Source organism: Streptomyces sp. NPDC060028, from assembly GCF_042736725.1.
Classification (GTDB): domain Bacteria; phylum Actinomycetota; class Actinomycetes; order Streptomycetales; family Streptomycetaceae; genus Streptomyces.
Genome location: NZ_JBHWVJ010000007.1, coordinates 129,585 through 152,056, shown reverse-complemented (window position 1 = coordinate 152,056; position 22,472 = coordinate 129,585). Strand labels below are relative to the sequence as shown.

Annotated in this window: 21 protein-coding genes; 13 read left to right on the top strand and 8 right to left on the bottom strand. The window is 73.2% G+C overall.

The window, feature by feature from the left end; all coding sequences use genetic code 11:
* Nucleotides 1-131: 131 nt before the first annotated feature.
* Nucleotides 132-1,343: an alginate lyase family protein gene (locus ACFWBF_RS06415; RefSeq protein WP_385596095.1), complete on the top strand. Its 1,212-nt coding sequence runs from the start codon at nt 132-134 to the stop codon at nt 1,341-1,343.
* A gap of 62 nt (nt 1,344-1,405) precedes the next feature.
* Here ACFWBF_RS06415 and ACFWBF_RS06410 read toward each other — a convergent pair whose 3' ends face one another.
* The gene (locus tag ACFWBF_RS06410) at nt 1,406-2,128 is read right to left on the bottom strand and encodes a lysophospholipid acyltransferase family protein (RefSeq protein ID WP_385596092.1); all 723 of its coding nucleotides are present in this window, start codon (nt 2,126-2,128) and stop codon (nt 1,406-1,408) included.
* Nucleotides 2,129-2,331: 203 nt separating this feature from the next.
* Here ACFWBF_RS06410 and ACFWBF_RS06405 point away from each other — a divergent pair, with 203 nt between their 5' ends.
* The 5 genes from ACFWBF_RS06405 (at nt 2,332) to ACFWBF_RS06385 (ending at nt 6,856) form a co-directional block, all read left to right on the top strand.
* Entirely contained in the window at nt 2,332-2,691 is a 360-nt protein-coding gene (locus ACFWBF_RS06405) for a thioredoxin family protein (RefSeq protein WP_385596089.1), read from the top strand.
* A gap of 154 nt (nt 2,692-2,845) precedes the next feature.
* The gene (locus ACFWBF_RS06400) at nt 2,846-3,367 is read left to right on the top strand and encodes a flavin reductase family protein (protein WP_385596086.1); all 522 of its coding nucleotides are present in this window, start codon (nt 2,846-2,848) and stop codon (nt 3,365-3,367) included.
* A 201-nt stretch (nt 3,368-3,568) separates the two neighbouring features.
* Nucleotides 3,569-4,354 (top strand): electron transfer flavoprotein subunit beta/FixA family protein, encoded by a 786-nt coding sequence (locus ACFWBF_RS06395; protein WP_385596083.1) that lies wholly within the window; start codon nt 3,569-3,571, stop codon nt 4,352-4,354.
* Between the two features lie 58 nt (nt 4,355-4,412).
* Nucleotides 4,413-5,387, top strand: coding sequence for an electron transfer flavoprotein subunit alpha/FixB family protein (locus tag ACFWBF_RS06390; RefSeq protein WP_385596081.1), 975 nt, complete (start codon nt 4,413-4,415; stop codon nt 5,385-5,387).
* 170 nt (nt 5,388-5,557) lie between these two features.
* Nucleotides 5,558-6,856, top strand: a complete 1,299-nt coding sequence (locus ACFWBF_RS06385; protein ID WP_385596078.1) for a DUF6986 family protein — start codon at nt 5,558-5,560, stop codon at nt 6,854-6,856.
* Between the two features lie 31 nt (nt 6,857-6,887).
* Here ACFWBF_RS06385 and ACFWBF_RS06380 read toward each other — a convergent pair whose 3' ends face one another.
* Nucleotides 6,888-9,188 (bottom strand): WD40 repeat domain-containing protein, encoded by a 2,301-nt coding sequence (locus tag ACFWBF_RS06380; RefSeq protein WP_385596075.1) that lies wholly within the window; start codon nt 9,186-9,188, stop codon nt 6,888-6,890.
* A 202-nt stretch (nt 9,189-9,390) separates the two neighbouring features.
* Between ACFWBF_RS06380 and ACFWBF_RS06375 the strand changes: the two genes are divergently transcribed.
* Nucleotides 9,391-9,597 carry a hypothetical protein gene (locus tag ACFWBF_RS06375; protein ID WP_385596072.1) on the top strand — a complete coding sequence of 69 codons (207 nt, stop codon included), beginning with the start codon at nt 9,391-9,393 and terminating at the stop codon, nt 9,595-9,597.
* Here the strand turns inward: ACFWBF_RS06375 and ACFWBF_RS06370 are convergent.
* Nucleotides 9,587-10,627 carry a LacI family DNA-binding transcriptional regulator gene (locus ACFWBF_RS06370; protein ID WP_385596069.1) on the bottom strand — a complete coding sequence of 347 codons (1,041 nt, stop codon included), beginning with the start codon at nt 10,625-10,627 and terminating at the stop codon, nt 9,587-9,589. The genes ACFWBF_RS06375 and ACFWBF_RS06370 overlap by 11 nt on opposite strands.
* Before the next feature lie 172 nt (nt 10,628-10,799).
* Between ACFWBF_RS06370 and ACFWBF_RS06365 the strand changes: the two genes are divergently transcribed.
* On the top strand, nt 10,800-11,837 hold the full coding sequence (locus tag ACFWBF_RS06365) for an NUDIX domain-containing protein (protein ID WP_385596066.1): 1,038 nt from the start codon (nt 10,800-10,802) through the stop codon (nt 11,835-11,837).
* Here the strand turns inward: ACFWBF_RS06365 and ACFWBF_RS06360 are convergent.
* Together ACFWBF_RS06360 and ACFWBF_RS06355 are read right to left on the bottom strand one after the other, a co-directional pair.
* Nucleotides 11,834-12,526, bottom strand: coding sequence for an MBL fold metallo-hydrolase (locus ACFWBF_RS06360; RefSeq protein WP_385596063.1), 693 nt, complete (start codon nt 12,524-12,526; stop codon nt 11,834-11,836). The two genes, ACFWBF_RS06365 and ACFWBF_RS06360, sit on opposite strands and share 4 nt — an antisense overlap.
* Before the next feature lie 144 nt (nt 12,527-12,670).
* The gene (locus ACFWBF_RS06355) at nt 12,671-14,035 is read right to left on the bottom strand and encodes a dipeptidase (RefSeq protein WP_385596060.1); all 1,365 of its coding nucleotides are present in this window, start codon (nt 14,033-14,035) and stop codon (nt 12,671-12,673) included.
* A gap of 180 nt (nt 14,036-14,215) precedes the next feature.
* Here ACFWBF_RS06355 and ACFWBF_RS06350 point away from each other — a divergent pair, with 180 nt between their 5' ends.
* Entirely contained in the window at nt 14,216-15,502 is a 1,287-nt protein-coding gene (locus ACFWBF_RS06350; RefSeq protein WP_385596057.1) for a geranylgeranyl reductase family protein, read from the top strand.
* A gap of 297 nt (nt 15,503-15,799) precedes the next feature.
* Here ACFWBF_RS06350 and ACFWBF_RS06345 read toward each other — a convergent pair whose 3' ends face one another.
* Nucleotides 15,800-16,261 (bottom strand): nitroreductase family deazaflavin-dependent oxidoreductase, encoded by a 462-nt coding sequence (locus tag ACFWBF_RS06345; RefSeq protein ID WP_385596054.1) that lies wholly within the window; start codon nt 16,259-16,261, stop codon nt 15,800-15,802.
* 148 nt (nt 16,262-16,409) lie between these two features.
* On the opposite strand from ACFWBF_RS06345, the gene ACFWBF_RS06340 reads away from it, so the two are divergent.
* Nucleotides 16,410-17,111, top strand: coding sequence for a TetR/AcrR family transcriptional regulator (locus ACFWBF_RS06340; RefSeq protein WP_385596051.1), 702 nt, complete (start codon nt 16,410-16,412; stop codon nt 17,109-17,111).
* A gap of 1,142 nt (nt 17,112-18,253) precedes the next feature.
* Nucleotides 18,254-19,225 (top strand): spherulation-specific family 4 protein, encoded by a 972-nt coding sequence (locus ACFWBF_RS06335; protein WP_385596048.1) that lies wholly within the window; start codon nt 18,254-18,256, stop codon nt 19,223-19,225.
* 15 nt (nt 19,226-19,240) lie between these two features.
* Here ACFWBF_RS06335 and ACFWBF_RS06330 read toward each other — a convergent pair whose 3' ends face one another.
* The gene (locus tag ACFWBF_RS06330) at nt 19,241-19,492 is read right to left on the bottom strand and encodes a DUF6332 family protein (RefSeq protein WP_385596046.1); all 252 of its coding nucleotides are present in this window, start codon (nt 19,490-19,492) and stop codon (nt 19,241-19,243) included.
* An 89-nt stretch (nt 19,493-19,581) separates the two neighbouring features.
* Nucleotides 19,582-20,340: a maleylpyruvate isomerase family mycothiol-dependent enzyme gene (locus ACFWBF_RS06325; protein WP_385596043.1), complete on the bottom strand. Its 759-nt coding sequence runs from the start codon at nt 20,338-20,340 to the stop codon at nt 19,582-19,584.
* Between the two features lie 37 nt (nt 20,341-20,377).
* On the opposite strand from ACFWBF_RS06325, the gene ACFWBF_RS06320 reads away from it, so the two are divergent.
* Complete coding sequence (locus ACFWBF_RS06320) at nt 20,378-21,073, top strand: alpha-ketoglutarate-dependent dioxygenase AlkB family protein (protein WP_385596040.1); 696 nt, start codon at nt 20,378-20,380, stop codon at nt 21,071-21,073.
* Between the two features lie 43 nt (nt 21,074-21,116).
* Nucleotides 21,117-22,415 carry an ROK family protein gene (locus ACFWBF_RS06315; protein ID WP_385596037.1) on the top strand — a complete coding sequence of 433 codons (1,299 nt, stop codon included), beginning with the start codon at nt 21,117-21,119 and terminating at the stop codon, nt 22,413-22,415.
* The last annotated feature ends 57 nt before the right edge of the window (nt 22,416-22,472 follow it).

Below are 22,472 nucleotides of genomic sequence, written 5' to 3'. Positions count from 1 at the left end.
AGGTCGCATCGTGGCGGGCTTCGTCAATAGGAAAGTTTCCTGTCGGACAACGTTGTCAACTTGGCATGCCCATGAGTATTTTCGGCGGCAGGAAGTCCCCGTTCCCCCCACCTCCGACCGGAAGGCTCTCCATGCGCCACGGAGTCACCGCGCTCGCCACCCTCGGCCTGGGCCTGGCAGCGGCCCTCGCCCCCGCCGCACACGCCGGCCCTCCCCACGGGGCCCCGAGCGCCGACCGGCAGACCGCCGCCTCCGCCGGGTTCGCCCACCCCGGAGTCCTCAACAGCCGCGCCCAGCTGGATTTCGTACGCACGCAGGTGCAGGCGGGCCGCCAGCCCTGGAAGGGCGCGTTCGACGCCATGGCCGCGAGCAAGTACGCCTCGCTGTCGCGCACGCCCAAGCCGAGGGCCGTCGTGGAGTGCGGCTCGTACTCCAACCCGGACATCGGCTGCTCCGACGAGCGCGAGGACGCCATCGCCGCGTACACCGACGCGCTCGCCTGGTACGTCTCCGGCGACACCAGGTACGCGAAGAAGTCGATCGACCTGATGGACGCCTGGTCCGCGAAGATCAAGGACCACACCAACAGCAACGCGCCGCTGCAGAGCGGCTGGGCCGGCTCCACCTGGCCGCGCGCCGCCGAGATCATCAAGCACGCGTACGCCGGCGGCTGGCCGAACCAGGGACGCTTCGCCACCATGCTGCGCGAGGTCTACCTGCCCGAGGTGATCGGCGGGAAGCCGAACAGCAACGGCAACTGGGAACTGATCATGATGGACGCCGCCGTCGGCATCTCGGTCCACCTCGACGACCGGGCGAACTACGACAAGGCGATGAACATCTACCTCGGCCGGGTCCCCGCCTACTTCTACCTGGCCTCCGACGGCGCGCAGCCGCTCTACCCGCCGCGTTCGACCATCGACACGAAGAGCGAGCTGATCGACTACTGGCACGGCCAGAGCACCTTCGTGGACGGCCTCGCCCAGGAGACCTGCCGGGACTTCGGCCACACCGGCATGGGGATCGCGGCGACCATGCACGTCGCCGAGACCTCACGCATCCAGGGCCGGGACCTCTATCCGCAGTTCAAGGACCGCTTCCGGCACCTGCTGGGCTTCCACGCCGCCTACGAACTCGGCCAGGCGGTGCCGTCCTGGCTGTGCGGCGGGACTCTGGCCAAGGGCATCGGCCCGGCGACCGAGGTGGGCTACAACGCGCTGCACACGCGGCTGGGCGTCAGCATGGAGAACACCCGCAAGCTCACCGAGGGCCGGCGCCCGGCGGGCACCGAGAACCACTTCGAGGCGTGGGAGACGCTGACCCACGCCGACAACCCCAACTGACCCCGGACACGGCGAAGCAACGGCCCCGCACCGCGGGGCCGTTGCACGTGCGGTCGGACGGGTCAGCCCGCTTCCTTGACCTGGGCCGGAGTCGGCGCGGTGCCGCCCAGGTGGGCCGGCAGCCACCAGGAGTCCTCGGCGCCCTTCGGCTGGGCGGGGTAGGCGCGCTGCGCCGCGTCCAGCAACTCCTGCACGCGCTCGCGCACTCGGCGGGTGATGGCGCCGGCGTACTGGTCGGCCGGGGCGTCCATCGGCTCGCCCACCCGCATCGTCACCGGGATGTGGCTGCGCTTGAGGTTCTTCGGACGGCCCTTGGTCCACAGCCGCTGGGTGCCCCACAGCGCCACCGGGATCAGCGGGACGCCGGCCTCCTGCGCCATGCGCGCGGCACCCGACTTGAAGCTCTTGAGCGTGAAGGACTGCGAGATCGTGGCCTCCGGGAACACCCCGATGATCTCGCCCGCCCGCAGCGAGTCCAGGGCGTGCTGGTACGCCGTCTCACCCTGCTTGCGGTCCACCGGGATGTGCTTCATCGCGCGCATCAGCGGACCGGACACCTTGTGCCGGAACACCGACTCCTTCGCCATGAAGCGCACCAGGCGCTTCTGGGGGCGCGCCGTCAGCCCCGCGAAGATGAAGTCGAGGTAGCCGATGTGGTTGGACACCAGCACCGCTCCGCCCGTACGCGGGATGTTCTCGGTGCCCTTCATGTCGATCCGGATGTCCAGCGCGCGGAACAGCCCGTGCGCGGCGCCGATCACGGGAGGGTAGACGAGCTCAGCCATGGTGGGGAGACCCCGCTTTCTGCCTGGGGAGGTGCTCCCGGCCGGAAGTTACGGCTGCGTAGGTTACGCGGCCATGGGGATCGTGCCCCAAACGCGGGCTGCTGGCCAGCCCAGACGCCCGTGCCCGGAGAGATTCTCGTCACGCCGGGAATGCGGCGCGCCTGCCGGGCGCTCGATGGTGCGTACGAGCGTACGGCGATGATGTGCCGATACGACTGCGACGAGGGGAGCGACGGGTGCGCGGGGACGAGGGCGGCGGCCGGCTGGGCGCCGCGGAACTGGGTGCGGAGCCGGGGGAGCGGGCCAGCCTGGTGCAGTTCTCCAGCGCCTTCTGCCAGCCATGCCGGGCCACCCGGCGGATCCTCGCCGAGGTCGCAGGCATGGTCGAGGGCGTCGCCCACATAGAGGTCGACGCCGAGCGGAACCTCGATCTCGTACGGGCCCTCGGCATAGAGACGACCCCGACCGTGCTGGTCCTGGACGCCGGCGGCCGGATCGTCCGGCGGGCGGCCGGGATGCCCCGCAAGGCGGACGTGATCGCGGCCCTGGGCGCCGCGGTATGACCGCCGTGGTCCCGGCCGCCGCGCCGGTGCACGCGCCCGCACACAGCGTGACGCGCCCTACATCTGCCAGTTGCGGCTTGACTGTGTACACGGGTGATCGCCAGGCTGACGCCATGCGGTACGAACTCCTGCTTTACGGACGGGGAACCCCCTCATGACGGCTCCGACAGTTCCGTCGCCCCGCTCGGGCGCCGGCCTGCCCGGCTCGCCCGAGCTGCTGCGCTCGGTCTTCCGCCGCCATGCCGCGGGAGTGGCCGTGATCACCGCGGTGGGCGGCGCGGGTCCGGTGGGCTTCACCGCGACGTCGCTCAACTCCGTCTCCGCCGACCCTCCGCTGCTGTCTTTCACCATCGGCACCGGGTCTTCCAGCTGGCCCGCGATACGCGACTCCGAGCACCTCGGCGTCCACATACTCGGTGAGGACCAGACGGATCTGGCCGGCCTGTTCGCCCGGAGCGGAGCCGACCGCTTCGGCCCGGCCACCGAGTGGGCTCCGGGGCCGCACGGGGTCCCGGTGCTGGACGGCGTCCTGGCGTGGCTCGCCTGCCGCGTCGTGGCACGGGTGCCGGCCGGCGCGCACCGGGTGATCATCGCGGAGGCGGTGGCCGGGGACCCGGCGGGGGAAGGCCGACCCCTGCTGTACCACCAGGGACGCTTCAACGCGTTGCGCGACTGAATCGTCCCTGCTCGGGCGGGTTCGGGTGGCGTTGGCAAGGTCACAGTTCACCGGCCTTGCAACCCGGCTCCACCCACGCTGTACTGACGAGTAACATTCCCTTCGGAGCGCGGGCCGCCCCGACCGGGATCCGCCCCACATGGCGCCTATGCTGCCTGCACAAGGCGGTACCAGAAATGACGATGCGGTAGGAGAGCCGGCGTGAGCCTGAGGATCGTTGTCTGTGTGAAGTACGTGCCCGACGCCACTGGCGACCGGCAGTTCACCGAGGACCTGACCGTCAACCGTGACGACGTCGACGGCCTGCTGTCCGAGCTCGACGAGTACGCCGTCGAGCAGGCGCTGCAGATCGCCGACGAGGCCGACGACGCGGAGATCACCGTCCTGACGGTGGGCCCCGAGGACGCGAAGGACGCGCTGCGCAAGGCGCTGTCGATGGGTGCCGACAAGGCCATCCACGTCGAGGACGACGACCTGCACGGCAGCGACGTCATGGGCACCTCGCTGGTCCTCGCCAAGGCGATCGAGAAGGCCGGCTACGACCTGGTCATCACCGGCATGGCCTCGACCGACGGCACCATGGCCGTCCTCCCGGCGATCCTGGCCGAGCGCCTGGGCGTCCCGCAGGTCACCCTGCTCTCCGAGGTCAAGGTCGAGGACGGCACCGTCACCGGCCGCCGTGACGGCGACTCCGCGAGCGAGCAGCTGGAGGCCTCCCTCCCCGCGCTCGTCTCGGTGACGGACCAGTCGGGCGAGGCCCGCTACCCGTCCTTCAAGGGCATCATGGCCGCCAAGAAGAAGCCGGTCGAGTCCTGGGACCTGTCCGACCTGGACCTGGAGTCCGACGCGGTCGGCCTCGAGGGCTCCTGGACCGCGGTCGACTCCGCGGCGCAGCGCCCGGCCCGCACCGCCGGCACGATCGTCAAGGACGAGGGCGAGGGCGGCAAGCAGCTGGCCGAGTTCCTGGCCGGCCAGAAGTTCATCTAAGAACTTCGGCCACCCCTCTTAGCCCCCAGACACTTCGCAATCGCAGGAGAGCAGTCCCATGGCTGAAGTTCTCGTCTACGTCGACCACGTGGACGGCGCCGTCCGCAAGCCCACCCTCGAGCTGCTGACGCTGGCCCGCCGCATCGGCGAGCCCGTCGCCGTCGCCCTGGGCGCCGGTGCCGAGGCCACCGCGGCCGTGCTCGCCGAGCACGGCGCCGTCAAGGTCCTCACCGCCGACGCCCCCGAGTTCACCGAGTACCTCGTCGTACCGAAGGTGGACGCGCTGCAGGCCGCGTACGAGGCGGCGTCCGCCGCAGGTTCCCTGGCCGCCGTGCTCGTGCCGTCCTCCGCCGAGGGCAAGGAGATCGCCGCGCGCCTCGCGGTCCGCATCGGCTCCGGCATCATCACCGACGCCATCGACCTGGAGGCGGGTGACGAGGGTCCGGTCGCGACGCAGTCCGCGTTCGCCGCGTCCTTCACCACCAAGTCCCGCGTCTCCAAGGGCACCCCGGTCATCACCGTGAAGCCGAACTCGGCCCCGGTCGAGGCCGCCCCGGCCGCCGGCGCCGTCGAGGCGCTCGCCGTCACCTTCGGTGCCCTGGCCACCGGCACCAAGGTCACCGCGCGCACCCCGCGCGAGTCGACCGGCCGCCCCGAGCTGACCGAGGCCGCGATCGTGGTCTCCGGCGGCCGCGGCGTCAACGGTGCCGAGAACTTCCACATCATCGAGGAGCTCGCGGACTCCCTCGGTGCCGCCGTCGGCGCCTCGCGCGCCGCCGTCGACGCCGGCTGGTACCCGCACTCCAACCAGGTCGGCCAGACCGGCAAGTCGGTCTCCCCGCAGCTGTACATCGCCTCCGGCATCTCGGGCGCGATCCAGCACCGGGCCGGCATGCAGACCTCGAAGACCATCGTGGCCATCAACAAGGACGCCGAGGCCCCGATCTTCGACCTCGTCGACTACGGCGTGGTCGGCGACCTCTTCGCGGTCGTCCCGCAGCTCACCGAGGAGATCAAGGCGCGCAAGGGCTAGTCCCTGACCTGCGTATCTCTCCGACTCGGGGCCGTGTGGTGATTCTCACCGCACGGCCCCGAGTCGTTTGCCCGCGGGGGCGGGGGGACCATTGACTGAGCGGAACCCCGTGACTAAATTCTGCAATACGGATCTAAGATTCCGTGAAGCGGAAAAGAGGAGAGTGCACGATGGGTCAGCAGGAGAAGGTGGCGACGAGCCTCGCAGGCGCGGTCAGCGAGGGCATCAGCGCCTCCCTCGCCCCGGTGGACGCGGAACTCGCGCGCCACTACCCGGGCGACCCCGGCACCCGCCAGCCCATCCACACCGTCTACGTGCCCGGTGACGTCTTCGCCGCCGACACCATCCGCTCCTGGGGCGACCAGGCCCTCGCGGCCCTCGACGAGCACGCCCCGGACGCCGCGACCTTCGCCAAGGTGCTGGGGATCTCCGACGAGCTGGCGGTACCGGTCTACGACCGCGTCCGCGCCAAGCTCGCCTCCGAGCCGATCGAAGACCTCCGCGTCGACTTCGAGGACGGCTTCGGCGTCCGCTCCGACGAGGAGGAGGACCGGGCCGCGGCCCGCGCCGCACGCCTCGTCGCCGAAGCCTTCTCCAACGGCACGAACGCCCCGTACATGGGCATCCGCATGAAGTGCATGGAGTCCAACGTCCGCGACCGCGGCATCCGCACCACCGACATCTTCCTCTCCGGCCTGCTCGCCAACGGCGGCCTGCCCGAGGGCCTCGTCCTGACCCTCCCGAAGGTCACCTACGCGGAGCAGGTCAGCGCCTTCGTCAAGCTGCTGGAGGCCTTCGAGACCGCCCGCGGCCTGCGCCCGGGCCGGATCGGCTTCGAGATCCAGATCGAGACCAGCCAGTCCATCCTGGCCTCCGACGGCACCGCCACCGTGGCCCGCATGATCGAGGCCGCCAAGGGCCGCGCGACCGGCCTGCACTACGGCACCTTCGACTACAGCGCCTGCGTCGGCGTCTCCGCCGCGTACCAGTCGAGCGACCACCCCGCCGCCGACCACGCCAAGGCGATCATGCAGGTCGCGGCCGCCGGCACCGGCGTACGCGTCTCCGACGGCTCGACGAACGTCCTGCCCATCGGCACCACCGAGCACGTCCACGAGGCCTGGAAGCTCCACTACGGCCTCACCCGCCGCGCCCTGGCCCGTGCGTACTACCAGGGCTGGGACATGCACCCCGCGCACCTGCCGACCCGCTACGCGGCCGTCTTCACCTTCTACCGCGAGGGCCTCGACGCGGCCGCCGCGCGCCTGAAGGCGTACGTCGCGAAGATCGAGGGCGACGTCATGGACGAGCCGGCCACCGCCAAGGCGCTGGCCGGCTACCTGGTCCGCGGCCTCGACTGCGGGGCGGTCGGCGCCGAGGAGGTCGCCGCCCTGACCGGCCTGACCCGCGCGGAGCTCGACGCCTTCGCGATCCCGCGCCGCTCGGCGACCCTGACGGCCACCGCCTGACAGTGCCGGTGCGTGCGGCCCGGTCCCGGATCTACAGGGGCCGGGCCGTCGTCCGTTTCGGGACGGGCGGCAGCCAGAGGCGTACGGCGCCGTCCGCGCACGAGGCGGCGAGCAGACTGCCGTCGGGGGAGAAGGCGACCCCGTGGACGGCCGAGGCGTGCCGCGCCAGCGGTGCGCCCAGCGACTCGCCCGTAGCCGGATCCCAGAGCTGTACGCCGTCGTTGCCCGCGACGGCGAGCAGCCGGCCGTCCGGCGCGAAAGCCAGGTCGTGGACCCACCGCGGATGGCCGACGAGGGGCTCGCCGTGCGGTGTTCCGTCGGGGAACCACAACCGCACCGCCCCGCTCGTGTCGCCCGAGGCCAGCAGGCCGTCAGGTGCGAAGACCAGCGCCCGCACCCGCTTTCGGTGGCCGGTCAGCGGCCGGCAGTGAAGCTGCCGGGTGTCCGGATTCCACAGCTCCACGGTCTCGTCCACCGCGACGGCCAGCATCCGGCCGTCGGGTGAGAAGGCGACGGCGTTCACATCCTGCGACTGCCCTTGAACGTCACCGCCGACCGGAGCATCGGATGCCGAGTCCCACAAGTGCGTCAGGCCGTCCGCGCCGACCATGGCCACGAATCTCCCGTCGGGGGTGAAGGCCACCTCCTTGACCAGCGAGACGCGGCCCGGCACGAAGGCGGCCCGTTCGGACGTCTGGGACCGTACCTCCGCCCGCTCGCCGCCGCCGGGGAACACCAGCCCCCACGGGGTCGCGGGCGGGTAGCGCAAGGTCTGGTCGTGCAGCTGGTCGCGGCTCACGGGGTTCCAGGCCAGTACGAGATTGTCGGCGGCGGCGGCGAGGAGCCGGTTCCCCGTCGGGGAGAACACCACCCTGCCGAGAGGGACGGGGGTGCGGGCCGCCAGGGCCGGCAACGGGACGGTGTGCCCCGCGCGCAGCGCCCCGGCCAGGGCCCTCGTGGCCAGCGGGCGGACCTCCGGGACCGGGGCGAGCCGGTAGACCAGCACCGTGTGGTCGCGCGAGGCGGTGGCCAGCAGCTTCCCGTCGGGGGAGAAGGCGATCGTCGTGACGGGGGCCCCGTGTGCGGTGAGGGGCCGGCCGAACAGCCGCCGGCTGCCGTGCTCCCACACCCGGGCGGTCCGGTCGTCGGAGGTACTGGCCAGCAGCCGGCCGTCTGCGGAGAAGGCCACGCTCCGGACGGCACCGGTGTGGCCCGTCAGGGGCGTCCCGGTGGACTGGCCGGTGGCCGTGTCCCAGAGCCGGACCGTGCCGTCCAGGCCGCCGGTGGCCAGCAGCAGCCCGTCCGGCGAGAAGGCGATGGCGAGGACGTCGCCCCGGTGTCCGGACATGGAGTCGTGGACGGGGCGTCCCGTGGCGACGTCCCACAGCACCACCTCGGTGCCGCCGGGGACCGTGACCATGCGGCTGCCGTCGGGAGAGAGCAGCGCCGTGTCGGCATCGGGGCCCGGGCGGGTGGGGCCCGCGGGGCGCCCCGTGTCGAGGTTCCATGCGCGGCGTGCTTTGTAGTCCGTCCCGAGCAGGCGCCCGTCCCGGGTGAAGCAGATGCTGAAGACGGAGACGCTGTACGCGTTCACGAAGCTGCCATGGGGGTCGGTGCCGTCCGCCTTCCACGTGCGCAGGTTGCCGGTCTCGGCCAGCCCGACGAGCTGTTCCCCGTCGGGGGAGAAGGCGACGGTGAGCACGGGGGCGATGTGTCCGGTGAGCGGCTCGCCGGACGCGCTCCCGGTGTCGCAGTCCCACAGACGTACGGTCTTGTCGTCCGCCCCCGAGGCGAGGAGGGGACTGGTGGTTGCGAATGCCAGGCCCCGGACGGCACCGGTGTGGCCTTCGAGCCGGTGCAGCAGAGTGAACTCCTCGTCAGCCGGGAGTGGTTGTGCGGGTGCGGGTGCGGCGGCGGGGACAGGGGGCAGGGCGGGGAGGGGGTGCGGGACCGGGCCCGAAGGCGGTGCGGCAATCGGGGCCCGGGTTCGGTCGCGGGCCGGTACGGGCGGCTGGAGTGCGGCCAGCAGACGCCAGCGTTCCCGCCAGGGCTCCAGCTCCTTGGAGTTGTGCGGCGGGATCGCGGTCTCCCGGCCGAACCCGTCGTACGAGTGGAGGATCCGCACCAGTGCCATCAGTGCGTCGAACCCGAGCAGCCGCTTGCCCCGGAAGGCATCGCTCTGGGTGGCGACCGGTACCCGCAGGCCGGTCCCGGAGTCCTCCGCGCGGGCTTCGAGCCTCCGGTACGAGGGATTGCCGCGCTTGATGCGCAACGTGCGCAATTCGAGTGCGAGCCGGGCGAGTTCTTCCTCGAACGGGCCGTGCGAATCCACCTGCGTCCCCCCGGGAGATGTGTGGGCGACCAGGTTAGAAGCAACGGTGCCGAACGGCGGCGAACTTCCACGAACACCCCGGAGCGCCCGTGGAACACCCCGGAACACCCGGACCGTTCCGGGGAGTTCCACGGTGATCGGATCCGCCGGAATTCGTTCCGTCCGTGCAGGTCCAAGGCGTGCGGGCAGGTGAAATCAGAACATGACCACACCCCAGAACCCCGATGACCGGGGCCCCGCGCCGTTCCTGACCCTGCACACCGCCTTCGTGCTCGTGACCGCCGTCCTCATCGGCTGCGCGGTGGGCGTGCTGAGCCGCCTCGGCGGTACGCACCCCGCCCTGGCCGTGCTCTACGGCCTGTCGGCCGCCGGGGCGGCCGTGCCCGTGCTGCGCGGCCTCATCCGCTGACCGGCGGGAGTTCGCCCGAGCCGCGCCGGATCAGGCGGGTCGGGAGTTCGATGCGCGACGGGGGGAGTTCGCGTCCCGCGAGGCGTTGGAAGAGGCGGTCCGTGGCCACCCGGCCCAGGGCCGCCGCGTCCTGGGCGACCACCGTCACGCCCGGGCGCAGCAGGTCGGCCAGTTCGAAGTCGTCGAAGCCCACCAGCGCCACCGGACGGGACCCGGCCGCCAGGACCCGTACCACCGTGACCGTCACCCGGTTGTTGCCCGCGAAGAGCGCGGTGACGGGATCCGGTCCCGCCAGCATCGACCGCGCCGCGGCCGCGACGCGCTCCGGGTCCGTCGAGCCCAGCGAGACCCAGGATTCGGCCACCGGCAGCCTCGCCGCCGCCATCGCCTCGCGGTAGCCCCGCAGTCGCTCGGTGGCCGTGTGGATGCGGGGCTGGTCGCCGATGAACCCGATCCGGCGATGGCCGCCCGCGATCAGGTGGGCGACCCCGTCCCGGGCGCCGCCGAAGCTGTCCGACAGCACCACGTCCGCGTCGATCCGGCCCGCCGGGCGGTCCACGAACACCGTGGCCACGCCCGCCCGGATCTCCGGCTCCAGGTAGCGGTGGTCGTCCCCGGCCGGGATCACGATCAGCCCGTCCACCCGGCGGGCGCACAGCGCGAGCGCCAACTCCCGCTCGCGGTCGGCATCCTCGGCGCTGGAGCCGTTGATGAGCAGCGCCCCGTGCGCGCGGGCGACCTCCTCCACGGCCCGGTTGAGCGGCCCGTAGAAGGGGTCGGCGAGGTCCTCCAGGACCAGGCCGACCGTGGCCGTACGGCCCTTGCGGAGCACGCGCGCACTGTCGTTGCGGCGGAAACCCAGGGCCTCGATGGCCTCCTGCACCCGCTTCTCGGTGTCGGGGGTGACGCCGGGCTCCCCGTTGACCACGCGGGACACCGTCTTCAGGCCGACGCCTGCCCGGGCCGCCACGTCCTTCATGGTCGGCCGGTTGCCGTAGCGGGGCTCGGACGGGCGGCGGGTCTGCGGCACGGGACGGAAACCTCCGAGGCGATGTGTGGCGATGTGTGATGCGGGCTGGTCACGGCTCTGACCATGAGGATAAGCACTCGGCCGATAACCGGGTTTCCGTGGCAGGGTGGTGCGGGCAAGCCACTGGGGGCTCTGGACGGGCCATGGGGGCCACATGGGGAGAGGGGCAGACGTGATCGTCTGGATCAACGGCACCTTCAGCGCCGGCAAGAGCAGCACGGCCCGCGAACTCGCCGGGATCCTGCCGGACAGCACGCTGTTCGACCCGGAGTTCATCGGCGACGCGCTCCGCGTGCTCCTGCCGCGCAAGCGCCTCGCGGAGGTCTCGGACTACCAGGACCTGCCCAGCTGGCGCCGGCTCGTCGTGGACACGGCGGCGGCGATGCTCGCGGAGCTCGGCGGGGTGCTGGTGGTGCCCATGACGTTGCTCAGGCAGGAGTACCGGGACGAGATCTTCGGCGGACTGGCGGCGCGCCGGATCCCCGTACGCCATGTCCTGCTCGCCCCGGGGGAAACGATCCTGCGCCACCGGATCGCGACCCGCGAGGAGCCCGGGCCCGCGCACGACGTGGACCTCCGGGTGCGGCAATGGGCGTACGACCACATCCCCGCCTACCAGCAGGCGCTGGGCTGGCTCACCGCAGACGCGTACGTCATCGACAACGGCGCGCTGAGCGTGCGCGAGACCGCGGAGCGGATCGCCGAAGCCGTACGGACCGACACGGCGCGGGCCTGCGACATCGTCCAGACCCCGCATCCGACGGCCGAGACGGTGGCGGCCGGGGTGCTGCTCTTCGACGCCGAGGACCGGGTGCTGCTGGTGGATCCGACGTACAAGGCGGGCTGGGAGTTCCCGGGCGGCATCGTCGAGGCCGGCGAGGCCCCGGCGCGCGCGGGGATGCGCGAGGTCGAGGAGGAGCTGGGCCTCACCCTGGCCGGGCCGCCCGAGCTGCTGGTGGTGGACTGGGAGCCCCCCGTGCCTCCGGGATACGGGGGACTGCGGCTGCTCTTCGACGGCGGCCGGCTCTCGGACACGGACGCGGCCGGACTGCGCCTGCCCGGGCCCGAGTTGAGGGCCTGGCGGTTCGTGACGCAGGCGGAGGCGGCGGGGCTGCTCCCGCGGCAGCGGTACGAGCGGCTGCGCTGGGCGCTGCGCGCGCGGGAGCGGGGCCGGCCGCTGTACCTGGAGGCGGGCCGCCCGACGCCCTAGTGCTGTGGCGCCGCCGCCGCGGCCAGGGCGGCGGCGGTGCCCGCGGTCAAAGGGTCGCCGTGGCCGAAGCAGGCCACCGACGGGGACAGGGCCGCCAGCCGGTGGAGGGACCTGACGGCCTCGGCGCGGTCCACGTTGAAGACGCCCAGCATCACCGGGCCGATGGCGGCGATGCAGTCGCCGGTGAACAGCACGCCGTGCGCGGGCAGATGGAGGCCGATGCTGCCCGGCGTGTGCCCCGGGGCATGGACGGCCACCGCGCCGTCGCCGAAGCCGAGTGCGTCGCCGTCCTCCAACTCCCGGTCCACCCGGGTCGGCGGAGCCTCCGGCACCGTCAACCCGTGTGCGTACAGCGGGAGTTCCCAGTCCAGCAGATCCGGCTCCGGGACCGGCAGCTCACCCCGGATCGCGGGTGCGTCCAGCCGGTGCGCCAGTATCTCCGCGCCCCAGCGGGCCGCGAGTTCGCCCGCCGCGCCGACGTGGTCGCGGTGGCAGTGGGTCAGCACGACCCGCTCCAGCCGCTCCGGCCGCAGCCCCAGGGAGCGGATCGCCCCCTCGATCGCGGGCGCGGAGCCGGCGTGGCCCGCGTCGATGAGCGTCAGGGCTTCACCGTCGCACCACAGGTACGCCTGGCCGATGGGGAAGCGGAGCATGTGCAGCCGCCCGGGAAGTACCTCGACGAGATCCATTCCCCGAACGTACGCCCGACGCATCCGCTCCCGGCAGGCGATTCGCCGGGAGCGGAGTACGCCGACAGCGCAGACCTCGGACGCGCCGGACGATCGGGCGCGCTCGGCGATCAAGCGCGCCCGGCGATCAGGCGCGCCCGGCGATCAGGCGCGCTTGGACTCCGCGTAGTTGACCAGGAACAGTGCCTCCGCGACCGACAGCCGCTCCAGCTCCTCGGGCGAGACGCTCTCGTTCACCGCGTGGATCTGGGCCTCCGGCTCGCTCAGACCGATCAGCAGCATCTCCGCCTGCGGGTACAGCGAGGTCAGCGTGTTGCACAGCGGGATCGACCCGCCCATGCCGCTGACCTGCATCTCCTGGCCGGGGTACGCCGCCTCCAGCGCCTGCGCCATCGAGGCGTACGCCGGGCTGCTCGTGTCCGCCTGGAACGGCTGGCCCTGACCCACGACCTCGAGCTCCAGGCGCGCCTTCCACGGGGTGTTCGCCACCAGGTGCGCCTCCAGCAGCTTGATGGCCTCCGTGGTGTCCACGCCCGGCGGCACGCGCAGGCTGATCAGCGCACCCGCACTCGCGTGCACCGACGGCGTCGCCCCGACCACCGGCGGGCAGTCGATGCCCAGCACGGTGACCGCCGGACGCGCCCACAGCCGGTCCGCGATCGTGCCCTCGCCGATCAGTTCGACCCCGTCCAGCACCTTCGCGTCGGCGCGGAAGTCCGCCTCCGGGTACTGCAGGCCCTCCCACACCGCGTCCGAGGCCAGACCGTCGACCGTGGTCGAACCGTCCGCCGCGCGCAGCGAGTCCAGCAGCCGGATCAGCGCCGCCAGCGCGTCGGGCGCGGCCCCGCCGAACATGCCCGAGTGCAGGTTGCCGCCCAGCGTGTCGATCTTGACCTTGATCAGGGTCATGCCGCGCAGGGTGGCCGTCACCGTCGGCAGGCCCAGCCGGAAGTTTCCCGCGTCGCCGATCACGATGGTGTCGGCCGTGAGCAGCTCGGGGTGCGCTTCCGCGTACTGCTGGAGGCCGCCGGTGCCCTGCTCCTCCGAACCCTCCACGATCACCTTCACGCTCACCGGCACACCGCCGTTGGCCTTCAGGGCGCGCAGCGCGAGCAGGTGCATGATGAACCCGCCCTTGCAGTCCGCCGAGCCGCGCCCGTACCAGCGGCCGTCGCGTTCGGTCAGCTCGAAGGCGGGGGAGATCCAGGCGGCGTCGTCCAGCGGCGGCTGTACGTCGTAGTGCGCGTACAGCAGAACGGTCGGGGCGCCCTCGGGGCCGGGCAGGAAGCCGTACACCGACTGCGTGCCGTCGGGGGTGTCGAGCAGCGCCACGTCCTGGAAGCCCTCGGTGCGCAGGGCGTCGGCCACCCAGTTCGCCGCGGCCTCGCTCTCGCTCTTGGGGAACTGGGCCCAGTCCGCCACCGACTGGAAGGCCACCAGTTCCGCCAGCTCCTGCTTGGCGCGGGGCATCAGCGAGGCGATGGTCTCGGCGATCGGATTGGGCGACATGGGCACGCTCCTCTTGGGTGCGACGTTGTTGTCTTTTGTACGCCTCCCGCATCCGCGGGGTGTGCGTATGGCGGGTACGGCGAAAGGCAGCCTCGATCCTCGCACAGCGGAGCGAGGCGCTCTCGCGCCGTAGGATTTCCCCGGCATCGGGCAACGCATGATCAGGAGCATCAGCACATCGTGAGCAGCGACGACGACGTACGCGACGTAGCGGCAGGGGACACGTCCGAGGAAGCCACCGGTGAGGTGGACGCGGTGGGCGGGCTGGGCGAGGTGTGGGACGTGGTCGTGGTCGGGGCCGGACCGGCCGGGTCCTCGGCCGCGCACGCGGCGGCGACGGCGGGGCGGCGCGTCCTGCTGCTGGAGAAGGCCGAACTGCCCCGGTACAAGACCTGTGGCGGCGGGATCATCGGCCCTTCGCGGGACGCCCTTCCGCCGGGCTTCGTCCTGCCGCTCAAGGACCGGATCCACGCGGTCACCTTCTCCCTGAACGGAAAGTTCACCCGCACCCGGCGCTCGAAGAAGACGCTGTTCGGGCTCGTCAACCGGCCCGAGTTCGACGCGGCCCTGGTCGCGGAGGCCGAGAAGGCCGGCGCGACCGTGCGCACGGGTACGGCGGTCTCGCGGGTCGAGCAGCACGGCGCGGCCGTACCGGACCGTCGTACCGTCGCCGTCGTGCTCGCGGACGGCGAGACCGTCCTGGCGCGGGCGGTGGTCGGAGCGGACGGCAGCGCGAGCCGGATCGGCGCGCACGTCGGGGTCGAGATGGACACCGTGGACCTCGGCCTGGAGGCGGAGATCCCCGTACCGCAGACGGTCGCCGCGGACTGGAAGGGCCGGGTGCTCATCGACTGGGGCCCGCTGCCCGGCAGTTACGGCTGGGTCTTCCCCAAGGGCGACACCCTCACCGTCGGGGTCATCTCGGCGAAGGGCGAAGGCGCCGCGACCAAGCGGTATCTGGAGGACTTCATCGCCCGGCTGGGGCTGGCCGGCTTCGAGCCGGCCGTCTCCTCGGGGCACCTGACCCGCTGCCGCAAGCCCGATTCGCCGCTCTCGCGCGGCCGGGTGCTGGTGGCGGGCGACGCGGCCGGGCTGCTGGAGCCGTGGACCCGGGAGGGCATCTCCTTCGCGTTGCGCTCGGGGCGGCTCGCGGGGGAGTGGGCCGTGAAGATCTCCGAGGCGCAGGACGCGGTGGACGCGCGCCGGCAGGCGCTGAACTACGCCTTCGCCGTCAAGGCCGGGCTGGGCGTGGAGATGGGCGTCGGCAAGCGGATGCTGAACGCCTTCGAGGCCAAGCCGGGGCTCCTGCACGCCGCGATCACCGGCCTCCGGCCGGCCTGGCGGGCCTTCGCCCGGCTCACCCGCGGTTCGATGACGCTGGCCGACATGGTGCGGGCGTACCCGCTGGTGCGCAAGGCGCTCCACCTGATCGACGCCAGCCAGGTGCGGAGGCGCGGCCAGGGCTGAGGCGGGCCTCCCGCGGGAGGGGCGTCATAGGTGGGGAGGTGGTGGGCGGTCTTGCCGGGCTCGATGGCAGGGCCGCCGCCGCGTACCCGGGCGCCGTGTACGGGGCCGCCGCGGCGGGACATGAGGTGGGTGCCGCTCCTGGGCGGGGTGCCAGGGGCCGGGGGCGCGGGGGCGGAATGCGGGCAGTGGCTGCGCGGGTGCCGCAGGGAGGACTGCCTGGGTGGGGCATGGGGTGGGTGCCGCTCCTGGGCGGGTGCCGGGTGCTCGGAGGAGGGTGGGCGTCGGCCGGCTGGCGGGTCATCCAGCGACGACGGAGATCCGGAAGACCGGGTGGTCGGCGGATGCCTTCCGGAGGTCGGCATCGGAGGACTGGGCGGTGATGCCCTGGAAGAACCGGTTGACCTCCCAGCCCCACTTCTCCAGGTATCCGCGCAGGACAACGGCCTTCTCCGCGGGGTCGGTGACCTCCGTGACGGTGAAGGCGCTCACCTTGCGGCCCACGCGCAGTTCGCCGCCGCCGGCGACCCGCATGTTGCGGACCCACTGCGAGTGGCCGCGGGCGGAGACCAGGTACTGGTCCCCGCCGTGAGTGAACGGGTTGACCGGGATCCGCTGCATCTCGCCGGACTTGCGGCCGCGGACCGAGAGCTCCGCCGAACCGGCCAGGCTGACGCCCATGCGGGCCAGCTTTCCGAGGAGCGAGTTGAAGCGGGTGGCCAGCGGGCTGGCCTGGACGTAGTACGGGGTGGGCGCGTTCATGGTGGCCTCCGAGGCGATTGGGAGAGCACTGCTCTCGCTTGAGATCAGTGTGCACGGATCGGTGCACCAAAGCAAGAGCGGTGCTCTCGAAGCGGTGCACCGATCCCGTTTTTGTGCAGTGCTCTGGCCGCGTGGCACACTGGCTCACATGAGCACCATGCGAGGGGCCAGGGAACGGGCCCGTATCGAGGTAACCGCCGCCATCAAGGACGAGGCCCGCCGCATGCTCGCGGCGGAAGGCGCCGCCAAGCTGTCGCTGCGCGCCGTCGCCCGGGAGCTGGGCATGGCCTCCTCCGCCCTCTACCGCTACTTCCCCAGCCGCGACGATCTGCTCACCGCGCTCATCGTCGACGCTTACGACAGCGTCGGCGCCGCGGCCGAGCAGGCGGACGCCCGTACCGTCGCCGCCGACGGCAGCCCCCGCGCGCGCTGGATGGCCGTCTGCGAGGCCGTACGCGCCTGGGCGATGGAGCACCCGCACGAGTACGCGCTGATCTACGGTTCGCCGGTTCCGGGTTACACCGCGCCCCAGGACACCGTCGGCCCCGCCTCCCGCGTCGGCAACACCTTCATCGGCATCGTCCGCGTCGCCTACGAGGGCCGCGGCCTGGCCCTGCCCCCGCTCCCCGCCGAGCTGCGGCCCGAAGCCGTCCGTATGACCGCGGACTTCGCCCCAGGTCTGCCCCCGGAGGTCACCGCGGCCCTCGTCGCCGCCTGGGCGCAGCTCGTGGGGCTCGTCTCCTTCGAGCTGTTCGGCCAGTTCAACCGTGTCGTCGAGGACCGCACCACCTTCTTCGCACACGCCGCCGGCCAACTGGCGCACGGCGTCGGGCTGTCCACCGCCGGCTGACGGGGCGGTCACGCGCTGCCCGAGCCGGGAGGCCGCGCTGCCGCGCCGGTCATGCACGCGGTGTTGAGCCTGCTGCGGGTGTCGGGGCGCGGGGCGAAGCCCCGGCCTGGCTCACGACCCTGCCGCACTGCGTCGCCGTCGAGCAGCAGCGCGCCGAGGGCTGAGGGATCCCCCAGGCCCCCGGCGGCGAGCGGGGTGTCGGGCCGGCCCATACGTTGGACCGGTGCGCAGGGGGCGCCCAGGCAGGTCCGCACTGCCGGGAACCCGGCGTGGACCGCCACCACCAGGTACGGGCCAGCCGCTCCAGCCCCTCGCTGAGTGCTCCCCCGAAGGCACGGGCCCGCAGTGCCGCCGGCCAGAGTGGGCGCAGCCTGCGGCAGCAGGGTGGACGAGTAACGAGCGGTGCGGGAGCCGGTCGCGGAGCGGCACCAGCAGGAACACCCCGGCGGTGTGGCCGACTTGGGTGGCGGTCACCACCGGCGCGGCGGAATCGGGCACACATCCATTCCGGCGGCGACCGGCGACGCCGCAGGTCAGGGCGGACCTGCCGGGCCGCGACCGCCGCTGGGTGGTGGCACCTGGCCGGGGGTTGTCGCCGCGACCGCCGTCGGGTGGTGGCGCCTGGCCGGGGGTTGTCACCGCCACCGCCACCGAGTGGCGGCACCCGGCCGCGGGTCGTCGCCGCGACCGTGGCCGGGTGGTGGCACCTGGCCGGGGTCGTCGCCGCGACCGCCGTCGGGTGGTGACACCTGGCCGCGGGGCGCTGGCCGTAGCGGCCGGCTCGCGCCGGCACGCGCACCGATCAGTCCGGGGGAACCGCCGGTGCAGGCGTACCCCCGCCGAGGGGTGGCCGCTCCGTGACCCCGGCGCCCAGCGCCCACGGGACCGCTCTCGTGGCTCCGCCGGGGGCGCCCGGGCTCGCCGCGGCCGGGGGTCCTGCACCGTTGCGCCGCCTCGGCGGGCACCTGGCCGGCGAGCGTCCGCGCGAGCGGCCGGGAAACCGGGCCGCCCGGGTCCGGAGTGTGGTGGGCGATGGTTCGCTTGTCTGTTCCTCATACCAAAGGGAACGGTTCTGCCGTGCGCGGCGGGTCGTGCGTCTAGTGTTCCTCGGGTCGCGCCCCTGCGCCGTCGGAGGAACCGCCATGGCTCGCGCCGCGAAGGCTCTGTACGCCGTTGTCGTCACGTTCTTACTCGCCGCCCCCGCCCCCGCCGTGACCGCGTCGGCGAGCGGGGGCCGCGCCGGTGGCCCGGCGGCTGTCACGGCGCCCGCACCGGCGCCCGCGCCGCCCGTGACGCCGAGACCCCGGATACCCGGGGTGCGGGGCCTGGAGATCGGCGTCCCCGCGTACGTGTGGGCCGACGACCCCCTGCTCGGCGACCTCGTCGCGACCGGCCCGGCCGCCTCCGTGGTGGTCCTCAACCCCGGGAACGGCGACGCCCCCTTCGGCGCCCCCTGGCGGGCCCGCGCCGACGCCCTGCGCGGCGGGACCACCGCCACCGGCGAGAAGACCAAAGTGCTCGGCTACGTCCACACCGACCACGGCAACCGCGACCCCGCCGCCGTCAAGGTCTCCGTCGACAACTACCTCAAGACCCGCGACGGCCGCCTGCACGTCGACGGGATCTTCTTCGACGTCGTCAGCCGCGACTGCGGCCCCGGCAACGCCACCCGCGACCACTACGCGGAGCTGCGCCGCTACGTCGAGGACACCATGCACGCCGTCGACCCCGCCGTCCCCGGCCTGGTCGTCGACAACCCCGGCACCGCCATCGCCGCCTGCTACCTGGAGCCCGGCCACCGCACCGCCGACGTCTTCGTGACGTACGAGGACACGTACGCGGCCTACACGGGCGGCGGTTGGCTCGGCGGCAACGTCTTCGACGACCTCACGGGCTACCGCGGCGGCACGGAACTCGACCCGACCGGGACCGCGTTCTGGCACCTCGTCCACGACGTCCCGGACGCCGCCGCCATGCGCGCCACCCTCCGCACCGCCTTCGAGCGGGGCGCCGGCTACGCCTACGCCACCAGCGCGGACATGCCCAACCCGTGGAACGAGGGCCCGGCGTGGAAGTACCGGACCCAGACCGCGTACGCCGCCACCCTCGGCTGACGCGCCGCCGGAGGGTCAGTGCCCGTCGTTCTCCGGGCGGCGGGAGAAGCGCCACAGCAGGTGGGTGACGCGTAAGAGGAACACCACCGCGGCAAGGATCCCGCCCGCCACGGACAGGACCCGGCCGACGGCGGGGGAGAGATCGAAGGCCGCCGACGGGCCGTACACCGCCCCGAAGACGAGGGCGGCCGCGAAGCATCCGTTGACGAACGCGTAGCCGATCTCGATGGTGATCGCGTCCCGGTCCGCCTGAGTACGTCGTCCCATGCAGGCAGTGTCCGGCGCGCGGCGCACCGTCACAAGGACGCCCGCTCGCCAACCGCTCGCCGCCCGCTCCCCGAGCCCACGCCGACCGCTCAAATGCCGGCGGTCTCGCTCCACAGCCGGGCCAGCTCCAGATCGCCCGTGACACCCGGACCGGCCAGCGGCAGACGGTTCCACAGCGCCGCGTACAACCAGGCCGCCTCGCCGGTCAGCTCGCAGTCCACACCGGCCGGATCCCCGCCGGTGTGCGCGTCTCCCCGCACCGTGTGGGCCGGCTCCTGCGACAGGTGTACGGTCCACACCGCGCCCGTGTCGGCGGCGCGGACCCGCACCACCCGCGGCTGCGGGGAACGCACCTGGCTGCGCGGCCGCGCGTGGAAGCCGGTCAGCAGCTCGTCCACCCCGTCCTCCGCGAACCCCGGCTCCACCGGCCCGAAGGCGGCGCCGAGGGCCGCCTCGGCGTCCATCCGGTGCACGGTGGTCTCGTGCGCCTGGCGCCGCGCCCAGAACGCCAGCGGCGAAGGCGGGGCCGTCGGCAGGAAGGTCCAGCACTGCACGTCGGCGGGAGCCTCGGTCAAGGTCCGCACCAGCGCCGCATGCCCCTCGCGGAACCAGGCCAGCAGCTCGGCGCCCGCGAGCTCCGGCGCCTGCGGGAACGGCCCCGGCTCCACCTGCGCGTTGGCGACGTACCCGGCGGCCCAGCGGTGCACCGAGCCGGTGTGCTTCAGCAGATCGGCCACCCGCCACTGCGGACAGGTGGGCACCAGGGCTTCCGTACCGGCTTGTTCGGCGGCATCGGCGAGCAGTTCTCCCTCACGGGCAAGCGTCTTCACATACTCGTTGATCTCCATGCCGGGAGTCTGCCAGCAGGCACTGACAATGGAAGGCATGGACCGCGAACTCTTCCCGCGCGAGCGCACCGAGATCGCCCCCGGCGCCGTGCACGTGCCCGACTGGCTCGGGCCGCGACGGCAACGGGAGTTGCTGGACGCCTGCCGGGAGTGGGCCCGCCCGCCCGCGGGGCTGCGCACGGTCCACACCCCGGGCGGCGGGACGATGACCGCCCGGCAGGTGTGCCTGGGCCGGCACTGGTACCCGTACGGCTACGCGCACACCGCCGTCGACGGGGACGGGGCGCCGGTCAAGCCGATGCCCGGGTGGCTGGCCGACCTGGGCCGGGCCGCCGTGGCCGCCGCGTACGGCGACGGCGCCGCGCAGGGTGTCGCCGCCGCGTACGGCGACGGGCCGGCCCCCGGGGCGCCGGAGGCGTACGACATCGCGCTGATCAACTTCTACACCGGCGACTCCCGCATGGGCATGCACCGTGACGCCGAGGAGAGGTCGCCGGCTCCGGTCGTCTCGTTCAGCCTGGGTGATTCCTGCCTCTTCCGCTTCGGCAACACCGCCTCGCGCGGGCGCCCGTACCGGGACGTCGAGCTGCGCAGCGGGGATCTGTTCGTCTTCGGCGGACCGAGCAGACTGGCCTACCACGGGGTGCCGAAGGTCCTGCCCGGCACCGCTCCGCCCGGTCTCGGGCTCACGGGGCGGCTGAACATCACGCTCCGCGTCGGCGGGCTCGACTAGCCGACGGCGTCCGGGACCTCCCGATCATGCGAGGATCGCTGTCATGAACGGCAACGGGGCCCCGCCGCGGGTGGGGGACGTGACCACGGTGTCCACCGCCTCCACCAGTGCATCCGCCAGCGCATCCGCCAGCGCTTCCACGAGGGCCAAGCTGGAGCGCGGCCGCGGTGCGCTCGGTCCGGCGCTGGAGCTCGTCCACACCGGCCGGGCCCCGACCCGGGCCGTACTGACGGCCGAGCTCGGCGTCACCCGCGCCACCGCCGGAGCCGTCGCCGCCGAGCTGGAGGCGCTCGGCCTGATCCGCGTCGACTCCCGCCCCGGCGGCGCGGGCGGCACCCAGGGCCGGCCCTCGCACCGCCTCTCCGTGGACGAGAACGGCCCGGTGGCGCTGGCCGCGCAGGTGCACTCGGACGGCTTCCGGGCCGCCCTGGTCGGCCTCGGCGGCCGGATCGTGGCCACCGCCCCCGGCAAGGTCACCGTCTCCGCCGACCCGGCGCAAGTGCTCGGCGCGGTCGTCGAGGCGGGCGCCGCCCTGCTCGCCGAGTCCGGGCGGCGCTGCATCGGCGCGGGTCTGGCCGTGCCCTCGGCGGTCGCGGAGCCGGAGGGCACGGCGCTCAACCCGCTGCACCTCGCCTGGCCCGCCGGCGCCCCCGTACGGGCCATCTTCGCCGAGTGCGTGAAGGCCGCCGGGATCGACGGCCCCGCCCTGGCCGGCAACGACGTCAACCTCGCCGCGCTGGCCGAGCACCGGCACGGCGCGGGCCGCAGCGCACAGCACCTGCTGTGCGTGGCCACCGGGCACCGCGGGGTCGGCGGGGCACTGGTGCTGGACGGCCGCCTGCACAGCGGGAGTGCGGGCCTCGCCCTGGAGGTCGGCCACCTCACCGTGAACCCGGAGGGGCGGGCCTGCCACTGCGGCAGCCGCGGCTGTCTGGACGTGGAGGCGGACCCGCTGGCCTTCCTCACCGCGGCGGGACGCACGCCCGGCCCGGAGGTATCGCTGCTCCAGCAGGCCCGGGACCTGCTGCGGGAGGAGGCCGCGGAGCCTTCGGTACGGGCCGCCGTCGAGGAGCTCATCGACCGGCTCGGCCTGGGCCTGGCCGGCCTGGTCAACATCCTGAACCCGGACCGGATCATCCTGGGCGGTCTGCACCGCGAGCTCCTGCACGCCGACCCGGAGCGGCTGCGCGCGGTGGTCGCCGACCGCAGCCTGTGGGGGCGCAGCGGGGGCGTGCCGATCCTGCCGTGCACGCTGGACCACAACAGCCTGGTCGGCGCCGCGGAGCTGGCCTGGCAGCCGGTGCTGGACGACCCCCTCGGGGCCCTGGGCGCGGCTGCCTGACGGCGCGGCTGCCTGACGGCGCGGCTGCCTGACGGCGCGGCTGCCTGACGGCGCGGC

Bases quoted from the DNA above. Each gene is read 5' to 3' on its own strand.
- ACFWBF_RS06315 (WP_385596037.1), top strand. From the start codon at position 21,117: ATGAACGGCAACGGGGCCCCGCCGCGGGTGGGGGACGTGACCACGGTG.
- ACFWBF_RS06325 (WP_385596043.1), bottom strand. From the start codon at position 20,340: ATGGAGATCAACGAGTATGTGAAGACGCTTGCCCGTGAGGGAGAACTG.
- ACFWBF_RS06385 (WP_385596078.1), top strand. From the start codon at position 5,558: ATGGGTCAGCAGGAGAAGGTGGCGACGAGCCTCGCAGGCGCGGTCAGC.
- ACFWBF_RS06340 (WP_385596051.1), top strand. From the start codon at position 16,410: ATGAGCACCATGCGAGGGGCCAGGGAACGGGCCCGTATCGAGGTAACC.
- ACFWBF_RS06335 (WP_385596048.1), top strand. From the start codon at position 18,254: ATGGCTCGCGCCGCGAAGGCTCTGTACGCCGTTGTCGTCACGTTCTTA.
- ACFWBF_RS06400 (WP_385596086.1), top strand. From the start codon at position 2,846: ATGACGGCTCCGACAGTTCCGTCGCCCCGCTCGGGCGCCGGCCTGCCC.
- ACFWBF_RS06345 (WP_385596054.1), bottom strand. From the start codon at position 16,261: ATGAACGCGCCCACCCCGTACTACGTCCAGGCCAGCCCGCTGGCCACC.
- ACFWBF_RS06415 (WP_385596095.1), top strand. From the start codon at position 132: ATGCGCCACGGAGTCACCGCGCTCGCCACCCTCGGCCTGGGCCTGGCA.
- ACFWBF_RS06410 (WP_385596092.1), bottom strand. From the start codon at position 2,128: ATGGCTGAGCTCGTCTACCCTCCCGTGATCGGCGCCGCGCACGGGCTG.
- ACFWBF_RS06355 (WP_385596060.1), bottom strand. From the start codon at position 14,035: ATGTCGCCCAATCCGATCGCCGAGACCATCGCCTCGCTGATGCCCCGC.
- ACFWBF_RS06360 (WP_385596063.1), bottom strand. From the start codon at position 12,526: ATGGATCTCGTCGAGGTACTTCCCGGGCGGCTGCACATGCTCCGCTTC.
- ACFWBF_RS06390 (WP_385596081.1), top strand. From the start codon at position 4,413: ATGGCTGAAGTTCTCGTCTACGTCGACCACGTGGACGGCGCCGTCCGC.
- ACFWBF_RS06330 (WP_385596046.1), bottom strand. From the start codon at position 19,492: ATGGGACGACGTACTCAGGCGGACCGGGACGCGATCACCATCGAGATC.
- ACFWBF_RS06320 (WP_385596040.1), top strand. From the start codon at position 20,378: ATGGACCGCGAACTCTTCCCGCGCGAGCGCACCGAGATCGCCCCCGGC.
- ACFWBF_RS06375 (WP_385596072.1), top strand. From the start codon at position 9,391: ATGACCACACCCCAGAACCCCGATGACCGGGGCCCCGCGCCGTTCCTG.